This is a genomic window from Duganella sp. HH101, assembly GCF_001758795.1.
Taxonomy (GTDB): Bacteria; Pseudomonadota; Gammaproteobacteria; order Burkholderiales; family Burkholderiaceae_D; genus Rugamonas; species Rugamonas rivuli.
Genome location: NZ_LRON01000001.1, coordinates 438,435 through 453,902 on the forward strand (window position 1 = coordinate 438,435; position 15,468 = coordinate 453,902).

13 protein-coding genes are annotated in these 15,468 nt (G+C 66.3%); 4 read left to right on the top strand and 9 right to left on the bottom strand.

Annotation, left to right across the window (positions count from 1 at the left end; all coding sequences use genetic code 11):
• The first annotated feature begins 29 nt into the window (after positions 1-29).
• From DUGA2_RS01620 to DUGA2_RS01630, 3 genes are read left to right on the top strand one after another with little or no spacing between them, the layout of a single operon-like run.
• Positions 30-1,502: an iron-containing redox enzyme family protein gene (locus DUGA2_RS01620; protein WP_070266851.1), complete on the top strand. Its 1,473-nt coding sequence runs from the start codon at positions 30-32 to the stop codon at positions 1,500-1,502.
• Between the two features lie 2 nt (positions 1,503-1,504).
• Positions 1,505-2,422 (top strand): isoaspartyl peptidase/L-asparaginase, encoded by a 918-nt coding sequence (locus tag DUGA2_RS01625; protein WP_070266853.1) that lies wholly within the window; start codon positions 1,505-1,507, stop codon positions 2,420-2,422.
• A 29-nt stretch (positions 2,423-2,451) separates the two neighbouring features.
• Complete coding sequence (locus DUGA2_RS01630) at positions 2,452-4,347, top strand: Mur ligase family protein (RefSeq protein ID WP_070266855.1); 1,896 nt, start codon at positions 2,452-2,454, stop codon at positions 4,345-4,347.
• Between the two features lie 38 nt (positions 4,348-4,385).
• Here the strand turns inward: DUGA2_RS01630 and DUGA2_RS01635 are convergent, their stop codons facing one another.
• The 9 genes from DUGA2_RS01635 to DUGA2_RS01670 all read right to left on the bottom strand — a co-directional run bounded on the left by DUGA2_RS01635 (position 4,386) and on the right by DUGA2_RS01670 (position 12,210).
• Positions 4,386-4,892, bottom strand: coding sequence for a hemerythrin domain-containing protein (locus DUGA2_RS01635; RefSeq protein ID WP_070266857.1), 507 nt, complete (start codon positions 4,890-4,892; stop codon positions 4,386-4,388).
• A gap of 54 nt (positions 4,893-4,946) precedes the next feature.
• Positions 4,947-5,117 carry a hypothetical protein gene (locus tag DUGA2_RS33965; RefSeq protein ID WP_168167401.1) on the bottom strand — a complete coding sequence of 57 codons (171 nt, stop codon included), beginning with the start codon at positions 5,115-5,117 and terminating at the stop codon, positions 4,947-4,949.
• A 94-nt stretch (positions 5,118-5,211) separates the two neighbouring features.
• Positions 5,212-7,500, bottom strand: coding sequence for a xanthine dehydrogenase family protein molybdopterin-binding subunit (locus tag DUGA2_RS01640; RefSeq protein WP_070266859.1), 2,289 nt, complete (start codon positions 7,498-7,500; stop codon positions 5,212-5,214).
• An 8-nt stretch (positions 7,501-7,508) separates the two neighbouring features.
• A complete protein-coding gene (locus DUGA2_RS01645) occupies positions 7,509-8,522 on the bottom strand; it encodes a xanthine dehydrogenase family protein subunit M (protein WP_070266861.1) in 1,014 nt (337 codons plus the stop codon).
• Complete coding sequence (locus DUGA2_RS01650; RefSeq protein ID WP_070266863.1) at positions 8,519-9,010, bottom strand: (2Fe-2S)-binding protein; 492 nt, start codon at positions 9,008-9,010, stop codon at positions 8,519-8,521. Before DUGA2_RS01650 ends, DUGA2_RS01645 begins: the two co-directional genes overlap by 4 nt.
• 20 nt (positions 9,011-9,030) lie before the next feature.
• Complete coding sequence (locus DUGA2_RS01655) at positions 9,031-9,759, bottom strand: glycosyltransferase family 2 protein (protein WP_070266864.1); 729 nt, start codon at positions 9,757-9,759, stop codon at positions 9,031-9,033.
• Positions 9,756-10,388, bottom strand: a complete 633-nt coding sequence (locus DUGA2_RS01660; RefSeq protein ID WP_070266866.1) for a bifunctional 2-polyprenyl-6-hydroxyphenol methylase/3-demethylubiquinol 3-O-methyltransferase UbiG — start codon at positions 10,386-10,388, stop codon at positions 9,756-9,758. Before DUGA2_RS01660 ends, DUGA2_RS01655 begins: the two co-directional genes overlap by 4 nt.
• Complete coding sequence (locus tag DUGA2_RS01665; protein WP_083296173.1) at positions 10,385-11,200, bottom strand: PIG-L deacetylase family protein; 816 nt, start codon at positions 11,198-11,200, stop codon at positions 10,385-10,387. The genes DUGA2_RS01660 and DUGA2_RS01665 overlap by 4 nt, the downstream gene beginning before the upstream one ends.
• On the bottom strand, positions 11,188-12,210 hold the full coding sequence (locus DUGA2_RS01670) for an acyl-CoA dehydrogenase family protein (RefSeq protein WP_229212149.1): 1,023 nt from the start codon (positions 12,208-12,210) through the stop codon (positions 11,188-11,190). The genes DUGA2_RS01665 and DUGA2_RS01670 overlap by 13 nt, the downstream gene beginning before the upstream one ends.
• A 188-nt stretch (positions 12,211-12,398) precedes the next feature.
• On the opposite strand from DUGA2_RS01670, the gene DUGA2_RS01675 reads away from it, so the two are divergent.
• Complete coding sequence (locus DUGA2_RS01675; RefSeq protein WP_229212148.1) at positions 12,399-15,005, top strand: excinuclease ABC subunit UvrA; 2,607 nt, start codon at positions 12,399-12,401, stop codon at positions 15,003-15,005.
• Positions 15,006-15,468 lie beyond the last annotated feature (463 nt).

Consider the following 15,468-nt stretch of genomic DNA (forward strand, 5'->3'; position numbering starts at 1 on the left):
CGCCGCTTTACTTTATTTAGGAATTCACCATGTCGAACCTGGCCCACTCCCTGCCGGCCATCACGGCTCCCGATCAGGCATCCGCCGTGACGGCGCAACATATCTACCAACTGCTAGACCGCGCTGCGGGCGATACCGCCAGTGGAACGGCCGCGCGCGCGTTTCTGGCGCAGCAGCTGGAGCAGGCCTGCCGCCTGCCGGACGACCTTCCGGCTGATGTCGGACAGATGGCCGATTGGATCACCGAACGTTCCGAATCGGTTGGCGCCGAATATCGCGCCTACCTGCAGGCACGCCGCTCCGGGGAACCGCGCCGTTATTTCAGCACCAAAGCTCACGCGCTCTACTTCGTCCGCAACGTCGCGCCCACCAAACTGGTGGACGGCGCCTGGCTGTTTGGCCTGCTGGCCCGCTGGGATGATCCGGATTTCCGTCCGCTGATCCAGACCTACCTGGAAGAACTGGGCGACGGCGTACCGGAAAAGAACCACGTGGTGCTGTACAAGAAATTGCTGGCCACGCACGGTTGCGACCAGTGGCACGATCTGCCGGACGATCATTTCACCCAGGGCGCGATCCAGCTGGCGCTGGGCTACGACGCCGAGCGCTTCCTGCCGGAGATCATCGGCTACAACCTCGGTTACGAACAACTGCCGCTGCACCTGCTGATTACCGCCTACGAGCTCAATGAGTTGGGCATCGATCCATACTACTTCACGCTGCACATCACGGTCGACAACGGCGGCACCGGCCATGCGTACAAGGCGGTGCAGGGCCTGCAGCAGCTGCTGCCGCGCTGCGGCGATGACGCGGCCTTCCTGCGCCGTGTGCGGGACGGTTACCGCCTGAACGACCTGGGTGCGAATACCTGTTCCGTGATCGCCGATTTCGACCTGCAGGAAGAACTGGTGCGCATCCTGGCCGCCAAGAGCGTGGTGGGTCAGAACATGCACTCGGATTATTGCCGAGTCGCCGGCCGGAGCATCAACGACTGGCTGTCCGACCCACGGCAAATTCCCGCGATGCTGGCCGCGCTGGAGGCGGCCGGCTGGATCAAGCACGGCGAACCGGCCGAAAACAGCCGCTTCTGGAAACTGATCCAGAGCGAGCGGGCCGAAATGTTCGGCGTGTTCAGCGTCTACGAACAGCAGGTGCTCAGCGACTGGATCGCCGCCACGCCGGACGTCACCGACGCGAATAGCGCACCGCGCGTGTTGAGTCACCGTGCGCGTCAACGCGCGTTGGACACACTGGGCCTGCATCATAGTCCGCGTCCGCAAGCGGGGGGCGTGCGCGGTGTGATCCGCCATCACCTGCACGCCGACGACAGCGCGAACGACGCCGGTTTCGGTGGCGAACTACGACAACTTGAACAGCGCGTGGCTGGCCTGGGCAGCAAGCAAGCCGCGATGGCGCTGCTGCAATCGCACATGACGCCTTCCCGCCACCACAGCGCCCTTGGCCTGATGGCGACCCGCATGTTCTGCAGGCTGATCGATTGACCATGAATACATCTACCCACAACCATGCCGCCGTCCTGGTCCACGGCGGCGCCGGCGCAAGACTGCAGGACCGCGATGGCTGCGTCAGCGCCGCTCAGGCGGGAATGGCGGTGCTGGAGGGCGGCGGCGATGCGCTGGCCGCTGCCATCTCCGCCGTCGTCGTGCTGGAGAACGATCCGCGTTTTAACGCCGGCACCGGCTCGGCCTTGCGCATGGACGGCCGCACCATCGAAATGGACGCGGCGGTGATGGATACACGCGGCACGCTGGGCGCCGTGGCTTGTCTGCAGCGGGTGCGCAACCCGGTGCTGGTGGCCGCCGCCGTCGCCCGCACGCCGCACTGGCTGCTGTGCGGCAGCGGCGCCCAGCGCTTCGCGCGCGACATCGGCGCCGCCGATCATGACGTGACCACGCCGCAGGCGCTGGCCCGCCACCGAGAGATGCTGGAGCAACTGCGGGCCGGCGAAACGCTGCGTCACGGCAGCGTCAACGCCGATTTCATCGATCACTGGAACTTCGCCGCGCCACCGCCGGTCCGGCCGGATGCGCCGTGCGACACCGTCGGCGCCGTGGTGCTCGATGGAGAGGGCCACTTCGCGGTGGCCGGCTCCACCGGCGGCGCCACGCCTTCGCTGATGGGACGTGTCGGCGATACGCCCATCGTGGGCGCCGGTTTCTATGCCGGGCCGCAGGGCGCGGTGGCCGTCACCGGCATCGGCGAACAAATCGTGCGTCACCTGCTGGCTCACACCGTGTACGGCTGGCTGGCATCCGGCATGCCGATGGAGGCGGCGCTGGCGCGCGCGTTGGATCTGTTCGACCCGGCGGTCGCCATCGGCGTGATCGCGCTCACCAAAGAAGAAAGCGGCAGCCGGAGCAACCGCGCCATGCCCACTGCCACCGCAGGCGCGGCGGCTTGAGACATCCATAAAATAAGCGGAGACCAACCATGAATATCATCGAGCAGCGCTTTCTGCGCGGCCCCAATCTATACGCCAGCGTGCCGTGCATGATGACCGTGCTGGACCCCGGGATGCCGCGTGCGTTGCCGGCCTCCATATTGCGCCATGTGCACGCGCAGCTGGCCCAGATGCTTCCGGGCCTGGAAGCCTACGCCACCGATGCGCTGGCCGGTGCAGTGCTGCGGCGCCTGGGCGGCGGCCAGCCGGTGGGCCTGGTGTATGTGCTGGCGCTCGTGCAGCGCGAGTTGCAGCGGCTGGCCGGCGCACCGGCCGGCTTCGACGAGGTACGTCCGGTGCGCGGCAAGCCCGGGCAGTTCCGGCTGGTGTCCGGCTATGAATCCGAGTCACTCGCGGCGGAAGCCCTGACGCTGGCGGTGGAGATGATCGCCACGCTGGCGAAGGAGGGTACGTTCGACCTTCCCGCACGGCTGGACAACCTGCGTGTCGCCGCCGCACGCCACGCGGTGAGCCCGGCGATGGAGCAGCTGCTGGACACCGCGCGGCAGATCGGCATACCGGTGTTGAGACTGAGCGACGAGGATAGCGAATTCCAGCTTGGATGGGGCGCGCTGCAGAAGCGCGTACAGGATACCGGTACTGGGCTCTGCGCCACCGATAACGCTTACCCCGAGGGCAACGGCCGCATACCGGTGATCGCCGTCACCGGCACCAACGGCAAGACCACCACCGCGCTGATGCTGGCCCACGGTGTGCAGCAGGCCGGCTTGCGCTGCGGCCTGACCACCACCGAAGGCGTCTACATCAACGGCGAACGCACATTCAAGGGCGATTGCTCCGGCTACTGGTCGGCCCGCCGCGTGCTGACGTCGCCGGAGGTGGATTTCGCGGTGCTGGAGACCGCGCGCGGCGGTATCCTCAAGCGCGGCCTGGCGTTCGACCGCTGCGACGTCGCCATTGTGCTCAATGTTACGGCCGATCACCTGGGCCTCGACGGCATCGAGACGGTACGCGACCTGGCGCGCGTGAAAGGACTGGTGGCGAAATCCGCTTCGCGAGCCGTGGTGCTGAATGCCGAAGACCCACATTGCGCCGCCATGGCGATGGGAAGGCCCGGCGGCGTTGAGCAGTTATATTTCTCGCTCGATCCCGATCATCCGGTATTGCTGCGCCATCTGGAGCACGGCGGACGCGCGGCTTACCTGCAGGATGGTGAACTGGTGCTGGCCGATGGCGCGCGTCGCCACGCGCTGTTGCAGGCTAGCGCCATGCCGGCGGCGCTGGGCGGACACGCGCGCTATAACATCGCCAACGGACTGGCTGCTGCTGCTGCGTTGATGGCATCCGGCTTCGGGCCTGCGCACATCGCCTCGGCGTTGCGCAGCTTTGTCTCCGATAGTCAAACCAATCCGCTGCGCTCGAACATTTTCAGCCTGCCTGACAGCGGCTTGACCTTGATCGTCGACTACGCCCACAATCCGGCCGCCTACTCGGCGCTCGGCAAAACCGCGCGCTCGATGACGCGCGGTCGCACGCTGGGAGTCATTACGGCGCCGGGAGACCGGCGCGACATCGATCTGCGCGCGGTGGGCGAGGCGTGCGCGCCGCATTTCGACCAGCTGACAGTCTACGAATCGGCGCGCCGGGGACGCGAACCTGGAGCCGCTGGCGTGTTGATCACCGGCGGCATCGCCCATGGCAGCAGGGGTGGAGTGCAATGGCGTCAGATCGATGATGTGCGAAAGGCGCTCGATCACACGTTGGGCCTGTGCGAAGCCGGGGATGTGCTGGTGTATTCATGCCCGTCGACGCTCGATAACCTGGTAGAGGCTCTGCAAGGCTACGATCCCGCCGGCGCCCGGCTGGTGGCCGAAGCGGCGGGCATCGAATCTTCGCACCACGTAACAGCGGCGCCGGCCGGCTGAAACCGGGGGGCGCAGCTACGGCATGCTGGCTGAGTCGCTTAGTGGCTCACCGGCAGGCCGATTTCTTCCTTGCGGGCGTCGATCGCTTCGCCGAGGGCCACCAGATCCAGCTTGGCCTTGCGGGCCTTGGGGAACATCTCGGTTTCTTCTTCCTTGACGTGGTGGTCGATCTGCTCGGACAGCACCTTGACCTTGGCGTCATACAGGTCGTCGCCTGGATTCATGTTCAGGATCTGCGCGATCAGTTCTTTGGCGCACGCGTGTTCGACGGTCGCTTCATCAACCAAATCTTCGCTGTCGCCGGCAGCCGCCCGCACAGCGGTATAGAAGATTTCTTCTTCGGCGGTAGCGTGCTTGGTCAGCTCAAGGCAGATCTGGGTGGCCAGTTTTTTCTTGGTTGCCGTCGAGCGGTCGCTGAGGTTTTCATATTCTTCAAACAGTGCTTTCACCTTGCGGTGGTCGGCGGTCAGCAGCTTGATCGCGTCGACTGGCTCGGCGGCCGGTTGCTTGCCTGGGTTTGCAGCTTGGGTAGCGGTGGTTTTCATTTCGATTGCCTCGTCAATGTTACAGCGAGGAGGCCGAGCCTCCTCGCAGCGGGATTACTTGGATTTCGAGCCGGATGCAGGCTTGGCGGAAGTGCTCTTGTTGCCCGACGATGCAGATTGGCTGTTGCCGGAACCGGTGGACTTGTTGCCGGCGTTTTTCGCGCCTTTGGCTTCTTCCACCTTGCTGTTACCGCCGTTTTTGCCGCCTTGGGTAGGTTTGCTCATGATGATATCCAGAAGTTTAAGTCGCGGTTTTGGCAGCAAGCGCTGCCGTAATTCATAGTAGTTGAACTGCCAATCTTTGCTGTAGGAGCCGCCCTCATAGCAGCGTAGGCGAGCGGGTGGTCGTTGCCATGCTGCCTTGCGGCGCGGCCAGCAGTTTGTCGATGGTGACCGGCAGCGAACGCACCCGCGTGCCGGTGGCGTGGAAGATCGCGTTGGCCACCGCCGCCGCCGTGCCGACGATGCCGATCTCGCCCAGGCCCTTGACGCCCAATGGCGTCACCTCGGCATCCGGCTCGTCGACGAAAATGACTTCGATATCGTCGATGTCGGCGTTGACGGGAATGTGGTATTCGGCGAAGCTGTGGTTCATGAAGCGCCCCAGCCGGTGGTCGGTCAGCGTCTCTTCATGCAGCGCCATGCCGATGCCCATCACCACGCCGCCGAGGATCTGGCTGCGCGCGGTCTTGGGATTGATGATGCGGCCCGCCGCCACGGCGATGACGATGCGCGTTACGCGCACCACGCCCAGCTCCTCGTCCACCTTCACCTCCGCGAAGATGGCGCTGTGGGTATTGCGTGCCTTCTGCATGGCGCTGATCATGCCGCCTATGCCCGGCTTGGCGGTTTCCTCGGCCTCCAGCAGCTGCTTGCCGGTGGCCTGCATTGCCGCCATCAGCGGCACGCGCCGGTGCGGCTCGGTGGCGAGGATCAAATCGCCGTCGGCGAACACCACATCCTCGCGCTTCGTTCCCGCCAGAGGGCTGCCTTCCATTTTCTGCGCTGCCTTGTAAAGTTCTTCGGCGAGGCTCTGGCAGGCCAGCTGCACGGCGGCGCCGGTGGACGCCGCGCCCCAAGACCCGCCTTCCACCGGCGCGGCCGGCAGATCGCTGTCGCCCAGCTTGACCTTGATGCGGTCCAGAGTTATGCCCAGCGTTTCGCCGGCCACCTGCGCCATGACGGTGTAGGTACCGGTGCCGATATCGGCGGTGGCGCAGGACACTTCCAGCTCGCCTTCAATGGTCAGGCGCGCCTTGGCCGAGGTCTTCATGAACATCGCATCCCACATGCCGGTGGCGACGCCCCAGCCGACCAGCTCCTGGCCGTCGCGCATCGAGCGTGGCGCCGGCGTGCGCCGCGCCCAGCCGAAGCGTTCGGCCGCCTGCGCGTAGGCTTCGCGCAGCGCCTTGGAGGTAAACGGCTTGTCGGACATGGCGTCCTTGTCCGAGTAGTTTATGCCGCGCAGAGCCAACGGGCAGACGCCCGCCGCGTAGGCCAGTTCGTCCATCGCGATCTCGAACAGCGTCATGCCGGTGGCGGCGCCGGGGGCGCGCATGTCGCCCGGCGTGTAGGTATCGACTTCGGCCAGCGTGTACTCGGCCTTGGCGTTGTCGCAGGCGTAGTTCATCATGCCCCAGTTGCACACCACTTCCATGTAATGCTCGAAGCGCGAGGTGACGGTGGTGGCGTCGTTGACGATGGCCAGCAGCTTGCCGGAGGTGTCGCTGCCCAGCGAGATATGCTGCTCGGCCTGCGGTCGATGCACGTGGCTGAACATCTGCTGGCGCGTCATCGCCACGCGCACCGAGCGTTGCAGCATCTTGGCCGCCAAGGTCGCCAGATAGACGTGATACTGCGGCCTCAGTCCGGAGCCGAACGCGCCGCCGACATATTCGTTGCGCACCCGGACCTGGTCCTTGGAGAAGCCGAACACCGACGCCAGGTAGGACTGTGTGTTTTGCGCGCCCTGCGTCTTGTCGAACACGGTGATGCTGCCGTCGCCGTTCCAGTGCACGGTGGCGGCATGCATCTCCATCGGGTTGTGGTGATGGGTGGACAACGCATAGCTGGCGTGGTGCCGTACCGGGGCGGCGGCTAGCGCGCTGTCGGCGTCGCCGCGCGATTTGGGCGCCTGGAAGCCGAGGCGCTTGCGTATCGGCTTGAATTTTTCCGGCAGGGCGACGGCGATGTCGGTGTTGTGCGGGGCCTTGTCGTATTCGATGACGACCAGGCTGGCGGCATCGCGCGCCGCTTCCAGCGTTTCTGCCACCACCACGGCCAGCGGTTGGGCGCTGAAAGCGATATGCTCGTCCCGCAGCGCGCGGAAGGGCGAACCGGGCGGCGCCACCTGATCGTTGTAGGCGTGATCGAGCATCGGCAGGTGAGGGCGGTTCAGGTGGGTGATGACCTCAACCACGCCGGGCACCGCGCGGGCGGCGTCGTCGTCGATGCGCAGCACGCGGCCCTTGGCGATGGCGCTGGAGACTATCCAGCCATACAACATATCAGGAGGGAAGTGTTCGGCGGCGTAACGCGCGGCGCCGGTGACTTTTTCAATACCGTCGACACGGCTGACCGGTTGGCCTATTTTGGGAATGGCGCTCATGATGCTCCTCAGGCGATGCGTTTATCTGTTTGCGATTGCGGCCGGCCGGCGACGGCCTGGCGCAGCGCGCGCACTATGGCGCGGCGCGCCAGTTCGATCTTGAAATCGTTGGCGCCCTGGCCGGCGGCGCCTTCGGTGATGCGTTCGGCCACCTGGCGGAACAACGAATCGGACGGCGCGGCGCCGGCCAGCAGAGCTTCCGCCGCCGGCACGCGCCACGGTTTGTGGGCGACACCACCCAACGCCACGCGGGCCTCGGCGATGCGGCCGTCCGCTTCCAGTCGCAGTTGCACCGCCACGGAGACCAGCGCGAACGCGTAAGACAAGCGGTCGCGCAGCTTGAGGTAGCTGTAGTGCGTTCCCCATTCGCCGGGCGGCAGTTCGATAGCCGTCACCAGTTCGTCGCGCGCCAGCGTGTTGTCGCGCCACGGCTCATCGCCCGGCAGCCGATGGTAATCGGCGAAGGCGATGCTGCGTTCGCCGGCCGGACCGGTGACGCGCACCACGGCGTCCAGTGCGGCCAGCGCCACGCACATGTCGGATGGATGGGTGGCGATGCATAGGCTGCTGGCGCCGAGAATGGCGTGGATGCGCGTCAAGCCTCCGATGGCGCCGCAGCCGCTGCCCGGATCGCGCTTGTTGCATGGCGCGGCCGTGTCGTAGAAGTAGTAGCAGCGGGTGCGCTGATTCAGGTTGCCGCCGTTGGTGGCGGCGTTGCGCAGTTGCGGACTGGCGCCGGCCAGGATCGCCGACGCCAGCAGCGGATAGCGGGCCGTCACCAACGGGTCGCGCGCGGTGTCGGCATTGGTGGCCAGGGCGCCCAGGCGCAGGCCGCCGTCTTCGGTGCTCTCGATGGCCGACATCTGCAGGCGGTTGATGTCGATCACGGTATCGGGTTGCTCGACGTCGGACTTGAGCAGGTCGATCAGGTTGGTGCCGCCCGCCAGGAACCGGGAAGAAGCGGAAGCCATCCGCACGGCGTCGCCGGTGCTGCCGGCCTGGGCGAAGTCGAAGCGCTTCATCGCTGCGCTCCCTGCGCCTGCAGCACGTCCATGACGGCGTCGGCGATGTTGCTGTAGGCGCCGCAGCGGCACAAGTTCCCGCTCATCCATTCACGCACTTCCTCGCGCGTTTTGGCGTTCCCTTCGGCCAGCAAGGCCTTGGCGGAGCAGATCTGGCCCGGCGTACAGTAACCGCACTGGAAAGCGTCGCGGTCGATGAAGGCTTGCTGCAGCGGGTCGAGCGCATCTTTCGTGCCCAGGCCTTCGATGGTGGTGACGGCAGCGCCGTCCAGCGTGACGGCTAGCTTCAGGCAGCTGTTGATGCGCTTGCCGTCCACCAGCACCGTACAGGCGCCGCATTGGCCGTGGTCGCAGCCTTTCTTGGCGCCGGTCAGGCGCAGTTGTTCGCGCAGCAGGTCCAGCAAAGTGACCCAGGGTTCGATCTGCACGGCGCGCGGATGGCCGTTCACCTGCAGCGTGATGGGGATGGTCTGGTTTGGATTGGTCATGATAGTCCGTGGATGAGTGATCAGGGAACGGCGGGGTGGGATTCGGTCATGGCGGCGCGCGCGCTGGCCGCATAGCGCAGCAGCGTGTCGCCGAAGCCGCCGCGCGCCTTGGCGTCGCAACGCGCGCTGGTGGTCACGCGCGGCGCGGCGCTCCAGGCGAAGCGCGCGCCGCTTTGCTGCAGCGCTTCGACCAGCGCCACGTCCTCGCTGCAGGCGAGCGGTTCGAAACCGCCGGCGCGGCGATAGGCTTCGGCCGATACGCCCATGTTGGCGCCATGGATGTGACGATGGCCGTCGGCGTCGGTGTAGCTGCGCCGGAAGTGCAGACGCAGCGCCTCGGCGTTGTCGCGGTGCGGCGTCCAGTCGTCGACGCCGACCGTGCCGCATACCACGTCGACGTCGAGGCGCAACTGCGCGGCCAGCCAGTCGGGCGATACCCTGGTGTCGGCGTCGGTGAAGGCCAGCCAGCGCGCTCCCGCACCCAGCACGTTCGCGACACCCGCCGCGCGCGCGACGCCGACGTTGCGAGCTGAGACGCTGACATAAGCGATCGCGCAGGTCGTGCCTGCGCATAAAGCGATGTGACGTTCGACCACGGCCTGCGAACCGTCGGTGCAGCTGTCCAGCACCACCGCGATGCGCACGGCTTCGCCTTGCAGCGCGGTGGACGATGCGGCAATGCGCGCGGCGTGCAGGCAATCGTCCAGATAGAGCTGCTCATTGTGGGCGGGGATGACGATGCCGATCATCGCTGCAGTCCTTCCCGCTGCGCCACAGACGCCGCGTTGCCGGACCACACTTCGAGCAGGAAGTCATCTTCCACATGGCGGACGATCTTGTGCAGCGCCGGCGCCTGCTCGAAGATCGCGTGGGCCTCGTCGGTGCCGAGCAGGCGGTCGGCGAAGTCGGGACGCCAATGGCACAGCAGCAGCGTGCCGCCCGCCGCCAATGCGCCGGTACAGCGTTCGCGCAGCTGCAGCACTTCCTCCGCGTTCAGGTAGTACAGCATTTCGCTGATGACGATCAGGTCGAAGCGCGCCTCCCCCGGCCAGTCCTGCGGCATCCGTTGGCACAGCAAGGTCACGCGCGAGGCGTCGCTGATGTCTTCGCGCTGCATGCGCTGGCGGGCCAGCCTTACCGCTTCCGCCGACATGTCGCTGGCGGTCACGTGCTCCGCCCGATGCGCCAGTTCGGCTGTCAGTTCGCCGTTGCCGCACGCGGGTTCGAACGCGCGGCGGTAGCGTTGTTGCGGCAGGTTGGCCAGCAGCAGGCTGCGTTTGCGCTGTTCGTACCAGCGCTGGCGCACCTTCCAGGGATCGGTATCCTGCTGGTACAGTGTTTGAAAATAGTCGGCGCCCGCCGCGGAAGAGGTGGTCATGTGAAGTAGATCTCGTAAGGGTGAAGAAGACGGGCCAGTACGTGCGGCGCCAGAACGGCGGCCTGGCCGTTGGAGAGGTCTCCGTGCAACTGGGACTGGAAGCAGTCCACCGCCTGCCGCTTGCGCTGCGCCATGTCCGCTTCCAGGTCGAGCCGGCGCGCGCGTCGCCACGGCAGGCGGTGGTCTCCGGGAGCCGCCCAGTGCCAGCTCCATACCGGCATTTCGACCAGGGTCGCGCGGCAGACGCGGATAGCCAGCGTTGCCGCCAGTCCGCAGGCCTCGTGGTCCGGGTGGCCGTCCTGGCGCCAGGTGACGAACACCACGTCATCCGGCCGCAGTAGCTGCAGCAGCAGCGCCTGCAACTGTTCCAGGTGGACGCCGACCTGGCCGTCGGGCAGGTGGGCGCGCAGTACCTGCGGTGCCAGGGGACCTTCGCCTACGCCCAGCATCCGCAGTGCGGCCTGTGTCTCTTGCGCGCGGGTGCGGGCCAACTGGGCTGGGGGCAGCAGCGTGGAGCCAGGGTGGCTGGCGTCGCCGTCGGTGACGGCAACCAGCACGGTGTGCGTGCCTTGCGCGTGCAGCAGTTGCAGCAGCCCGCCGCAAGCGAGCACCTCGTCGTCCGGGTGCGGGGCGATGATGATCGCGCGGCGGCCGGGCGGCGCCAGCGTCGCCACGCTGACCGAAGGCAGATCCGCCAGTCCGCCCCACGCTTGCCACGCCGCGTCCGGCGTGCCCGCGCCTTCGATGCGGCGGTTGCCGGCATCGATGGGTGGTGATGCGCCGTTGGCGCCGAGGGCAGTCATAGCGCCCATGGCGCCTCCTTCTGTCCCGATACGAGTTCGCCCAGCGTAGCCAGATCGCGTTCGGCGTGGCTCTGGCGCAGGAATACCGGAAGGTCGGCTGCCATTCGGGCGAAAGCGGGATCACGGCACAATGGTCCGGCGCCCAGTGCGCGCGTGGCGTGCCGCAGCACCGAGCTGGCCGCCGATTCGACCGCCAGCCGCGCGCGCAGGACGAGGAGCGACGCGTCCGCGCCGGGATCGGCGTCAATGGCTGCGGCGGTTGCGCGCAACAAGGCGGCAGCGGCGCTCAGCGCGATGTCCACCTCGCCGAGATGGGCGAGGCGGTGGGCATCGGCGTGAGACTGGTCCCGCACTGCGGCGTGGAGATAATCGGCCAGCGACTGCGCGGCGCCGAACCAACATGCGGCGATGCCAGCGCCGCCGTGCCAAAAGCCGGGCCGTCGCAGGTAGGAGCCTGCCTCGCCCACGGGCCAGGCCTCTGCTCCGTCGAACACCACATCCACGCTGCCGCTGGCCGCCATGCCGACCGCGTGCCAGCCGTCTTCCGTGACGGCCACACCTGGCTGGCGCAGCGCAACCGCCACGAGCCAGGGCTGGCCGCCGGCGTCACGGCAGCTGACCAGCGCGTGACTGAGACTGGCCGCGCCGGAACACCACTGCTTGCGGCCGTAAAGACGGAAGCTGCCCGACCCCGATTCCATCAGCGTGACGACCGCGCCCGGCGGCTCCGCGCACCAGACGCCCCATGAGGCGGTCGTTATGGACGGGCCACTCAATTCGCTCAGTATGGCAAGTGCGTCGGTGTGGCCCTCGTAGAGTTTGAGCAGGCTGAGATCATGACCGGCGACCAGCGCGAGCGCTTGCCAGCGCTGTAGCGTCGCGCCGCCGCCGGGCGACGGCAGACGGTCCAGACCCGCTTCGATCAGTTCCACCAGCTGTGCTCCGGGGCTGTGACGCGGGTCCAGCTGCGCCAGCGCATGGCGCAACTGTGCCGAACGTGGCGGCGCTTCGAATTTCATGTGCGGATCTGGCATAAAAACTTCCGGTTGAACGGGATGGGCAGAATGGCCGATCTTGCGTCTCCGGCAGCTGTTCGTCTGTTAGAGGGCACACGCATAACGCAACTGGCGGCACTGGTGCGTTGCCGTACATACTAGAAGGAGGTTATCGGCTCATGCTGAACGCTCTGCTTATCAAGGACAATTCCATGCCCCGTTCCACTCCCTCCGTGCACACACTCGACGGTTACGTGCGCGTGCGCGGCGCGCGCGAACACAATCTGCGGAACGTCGACGTCGACATCCCGCGCAACGCGCTGGTGGTGTTCACCGGCGTGTCCGGTTCGGGCAAGTCGTCGCTGGCGTTTGGCACGCTGTATGCCGAGGCCCAGCGGCGCTATCTTGAGTCAGTGTCGCCCTATGCCCGACGGTTGTTCCACCAGATGCCGGTGCCCGAGGTCGATGCGATCGACGGCTTGCCGCCGGCGGTGGCGCTGCAACAGCAGCGCGGCACGCCGACCACGCGGTCGTCAGTGGGCAGCGTCAGTACCTTGTCCAATTCTCTGCGCATGTTGTACTCGCGCGCGGGCGACTATCCTGTCGGCCAGGAGCTGCTGTATGCGGAATCGTTTTCGCCCAACACGCCGCAGGGCGCCTGCCCGCAATGCCATGGCCTGGGACGAGTGTATGAAGCCACCGAGCGTTCGATGGTCCCGGACGACAGCCTGACGATACGCGAACGCGCGGTGGCGGCCTGGCCGACCGCCTGGCACGGCCAGAACCTGCGGGATATCCTGGTCACGCTGGGCCATGACGTCGACAAACCGTGGCGCGAGCTGCCCAAAAAAACGCGCGACTGGATCTTGTTCACCGACGAGCAACCGACCGTGCCTGTCTACGCCGGCCTGACACCGGCCGAAGCGCGCCGCGCACACAAGCGCAAGGAGACGCCGAGCTACCAGGGCACCTTCACCGGCGCCCGTAAATACGTGCTGCAGACCTTTGCCGGTACCGAAAGCGCGATCATGAAGAAGCGCGTGGCGCAATACCTGGTGAGCATGGACTGCCCGCTGTGCGAGGGCAAGCGCCTACGGGCGGAAGCGCTATCGGTCACCTTCGCCGGTCACGATATCACCGCAATCGGGCGCTTGCCGTTGCAACGGCTGGCGCAGTTGCTGCAGCCTTTCGCGGACGGCGGAGCGGGCGGCCGCAAGGAGTCCCGGCGCCATCCGGAAAAAGCCATCGTCACGCAACGCATCGCCGCCGACCTGCTGGCGCGGCTGGAGGTGCTGCTGGACCTCGGGCTGGGCTACCTCAGCCTGGAGCGTGGCACGCCGACGCTGTCCCCCGGCGAACTGCAGCGATTGCGCCTGGCCACGCAGGTGCGTTCGAGCCTGTTCGGCGTGGTGTATGTGATGGATGAACCGTCTGCCGGCCTGCATCCGGCCGATACCGAAGCCTTGCTGCGGGCGCTCGACCGCTTGAAGGCGGCCGGCAATTCGCTGTTCGTCGTCGAGCACGCGCTGGAGGTTATCCGCCGCGCCGACTGGATCGTCGACGTGGGGCCGCGCGCCGGCCAGCACGGTGGTCAGGTGCTTTACAGCGGCGAACCGGCCGGGCTGGCGGCCGTGAAGGAGTCGCGCACCGCGCAATACCTGTTCGCGACGACGCCGGCCTCCACGCGCAGCCTGCGCGAGCCACAGGGCTGGTTGCGCCTGCGCGGCGTCGTGCGCAACAACCTGACAGGCCTGGACGCCGACTTTCCGCTGGGCGTGCTGACCAGCGTCAGCGGCGTTTCCGGTTCGGGCAAATCGAGCCTGGTCAGCCAGGCGCTGGTGCGGCTGTTGCAGGCCCGGCTCGGGCAGCACGTCGATGACGAGACGGCCGATGATGCCGGTGAAGCGCAGCTGGAAAGCGACGGTGGCGTCGCACTGCAAGGACAGGTGACGGCCGGCATGGACGCGATCCGCCGTCTGGTGCAGGTCGACCAGAAGCCGATCGGCCGCACGCCGCGCTCCAATCTGGCCACTTATACGGGACTGTTTGATCACGTGCGCAAACTGTTTGCCGCCACTAGCGCGGCCCGTTCGCGCCATTACGACGCTGGCCGGTTTTCGTTCAACGTGGCCAAGGGCCGCTGTGCGCATTGCTCGGGCGAGGGCTTCGTCATGGTGGAGCTGCTGTTCCTGCCGAGCGTGTACGCGCCTTGTCCGGAATGCGACGGCGCCCGCTACAATCCGCAGACGCTGGCGGTGCGCTACCACGACCACAATATCGCCGAAGTGCTGGCGATGACGGTGGACGCCGCGTGGGAGTTTTTCGACGACGTGCCGCCGCTGCGGCATGCGCTCGATGTGCTGCGCGCGGTCGGGCTGGGCTATCTGCGGCTGGGCCAGCCGGCGACCGAACTGTCCGGCGGCGAGGCGCAGCGCATCAAGCTGGCGACCGAGCTGCAGCGCGCCAGCAACGGGGGCACCTTGTATGTGCTGGACGAGCCGACCACCGCCCTGCACCCGGCCGACATCGACCTGCTGCTGCAGCAGTTGCATGGGCTGGTCGCTTCGGGTAATACTGTGATCGTGGTCGAGCATAACGTCCAGGTGCTGGCCGCCAGTGACTGGGTGATCGATGTCGGACCTGGTGCGGGCGAGGAGGGCGGCATGATCGTGGCTTGCGGTCCGCCGGAGGAAGTGGCCGGCAACGCCGTCAGCCGCACGGCGCAGTATCTGCGCCGTGCGTTGATGCCCCCGGATTCCAATGTAAGCAAGCGACCGCACGCGCGCAAGGCCGCCACCACGAAAGCCGCTCACGATTGACTGGGTCGACGCGCTGCAATGCCCGGCATGGCGGTGACGGTCGCCGCCGGGGTGCTGGTGTCGTCGTCACGCAGGGGCCGGCGAAGGGCGGGCTTCTGGAGTTTCTTGCTCAGTAATGCGTTATGGATCGGCTGGGGATGGCAGGACGGGGCGCTGGCCTTGATCGCACTGCAGTTCTGTCTTGCGGTGACAAACATACGCGGGCTGCTTAACAGCGATAGCGGGAAAGCGACCAATGACTCTGCTTAGGAGGCTGAGAGCTTAAATGACGGCTCGGTTACAGCGATCCATTGTATAAGAGTCTGCTTGCCATGGCATTTTTCGTGAATCTACAATGCATAAACATTTGGAGGCTTTATGGAATTGGCAATTCAAAAAAGGGGCAACACTGCTGCGGTACTTTGCCGATTGAATTGCTGAATGTACTTAAGGTCGCGGTTGGTGAGAAACTCAGCATCAATGT

Coding starts and splice junctions, on each gene's coding strand:
- DUGA2_RS01665 (WP_083296173.1), bottom strand. CDS start 11,200: ATGGGCGCTATGACTGCCCTCGGCGCCAACGGCGCATCACCACCCATC.
- DUGA2_RS01655 (WP_070266864.1), bottom strand. CDS start 9,759: ATGATCGGCATCGTCATCCCCGCCCACAATGAGCAGCTCTATCTGGAC.
- DUGA2_RS01630 (WP_070266855.1), top strand. CDS start 2,452: ATGAATATCATCGAGCAGCGCTTTCTGCGCGGCCCCAATCTATACGCC.
- DUGA2_RS01660 (WP_070266866.1), bottom strand. CDS start 10,388: ATGACCACCTCTTCCGCGGCGGGCGCCGACTATTTTCAAACACTGTAC.
- DUGA2_RS33965 (WP_168167401.1), bottom strand. CDS start 5,117: ATGAGCAAACCTACCCAAGGCGGCAAAAACGGCGGTAACAGCAAGGTG.
- DUGA2_RS01675 (WP_229212148.1), top strand. CDS start 12,399: ATGCCCCGTTCCACTCCCTCCGTGCACACACTCGACGGTTACGTGCGC.
- DUGA2_RS01620 (WP_070266851.1), top strand. CDS start 30: ATGTCGAACCTGGCCCACTCCCTGCCGGCCATCACGGCTCCCGATCAG.
- DUGA2_RS01635 (WP_070266857.1), bottom strand. CDS start 4,892: ATGAAAACCACCGCTACCCAAGCTGCAAACCCAGGCAAGCAACCGGCC.
- DUGA2_RS01640 (WP_070266859.1), bottom strand. CDS start 7,500: ATGAGCGCCATTCCCAAAATAGGCCAACCGGTCAGCCGTGTCGACGGT.
- DUGA2_RS01650 (WP_070266863.1), bottom strand. CDS start 9,010: ATGACCAATCCAAACCAGACCATCCCCATCACGCTGCAGGTGAACGGC.
- DUGA2_RS01645 (WP_070266861.1), bottom strand. CDS start 8,522: ATGAAGCGCTTCGACTTCGCCCAGGCCGGCAGCACCGGCGACGCCGTG.
- DUGA2_RS01670 (WP_229212149.1), bottom strand. CDS start 12,210: ATGAAATTCGAAGCGCCGCCACGTTCGGCACAGTTGCGCCATGCGCTG.
- DUGA2_RS01625 (WP_070266853.1), top strand. CDS start 1,505: ATGAATACATCTACCCACAACCATGCCGCCGTCCTGGTCCACGGCGGC.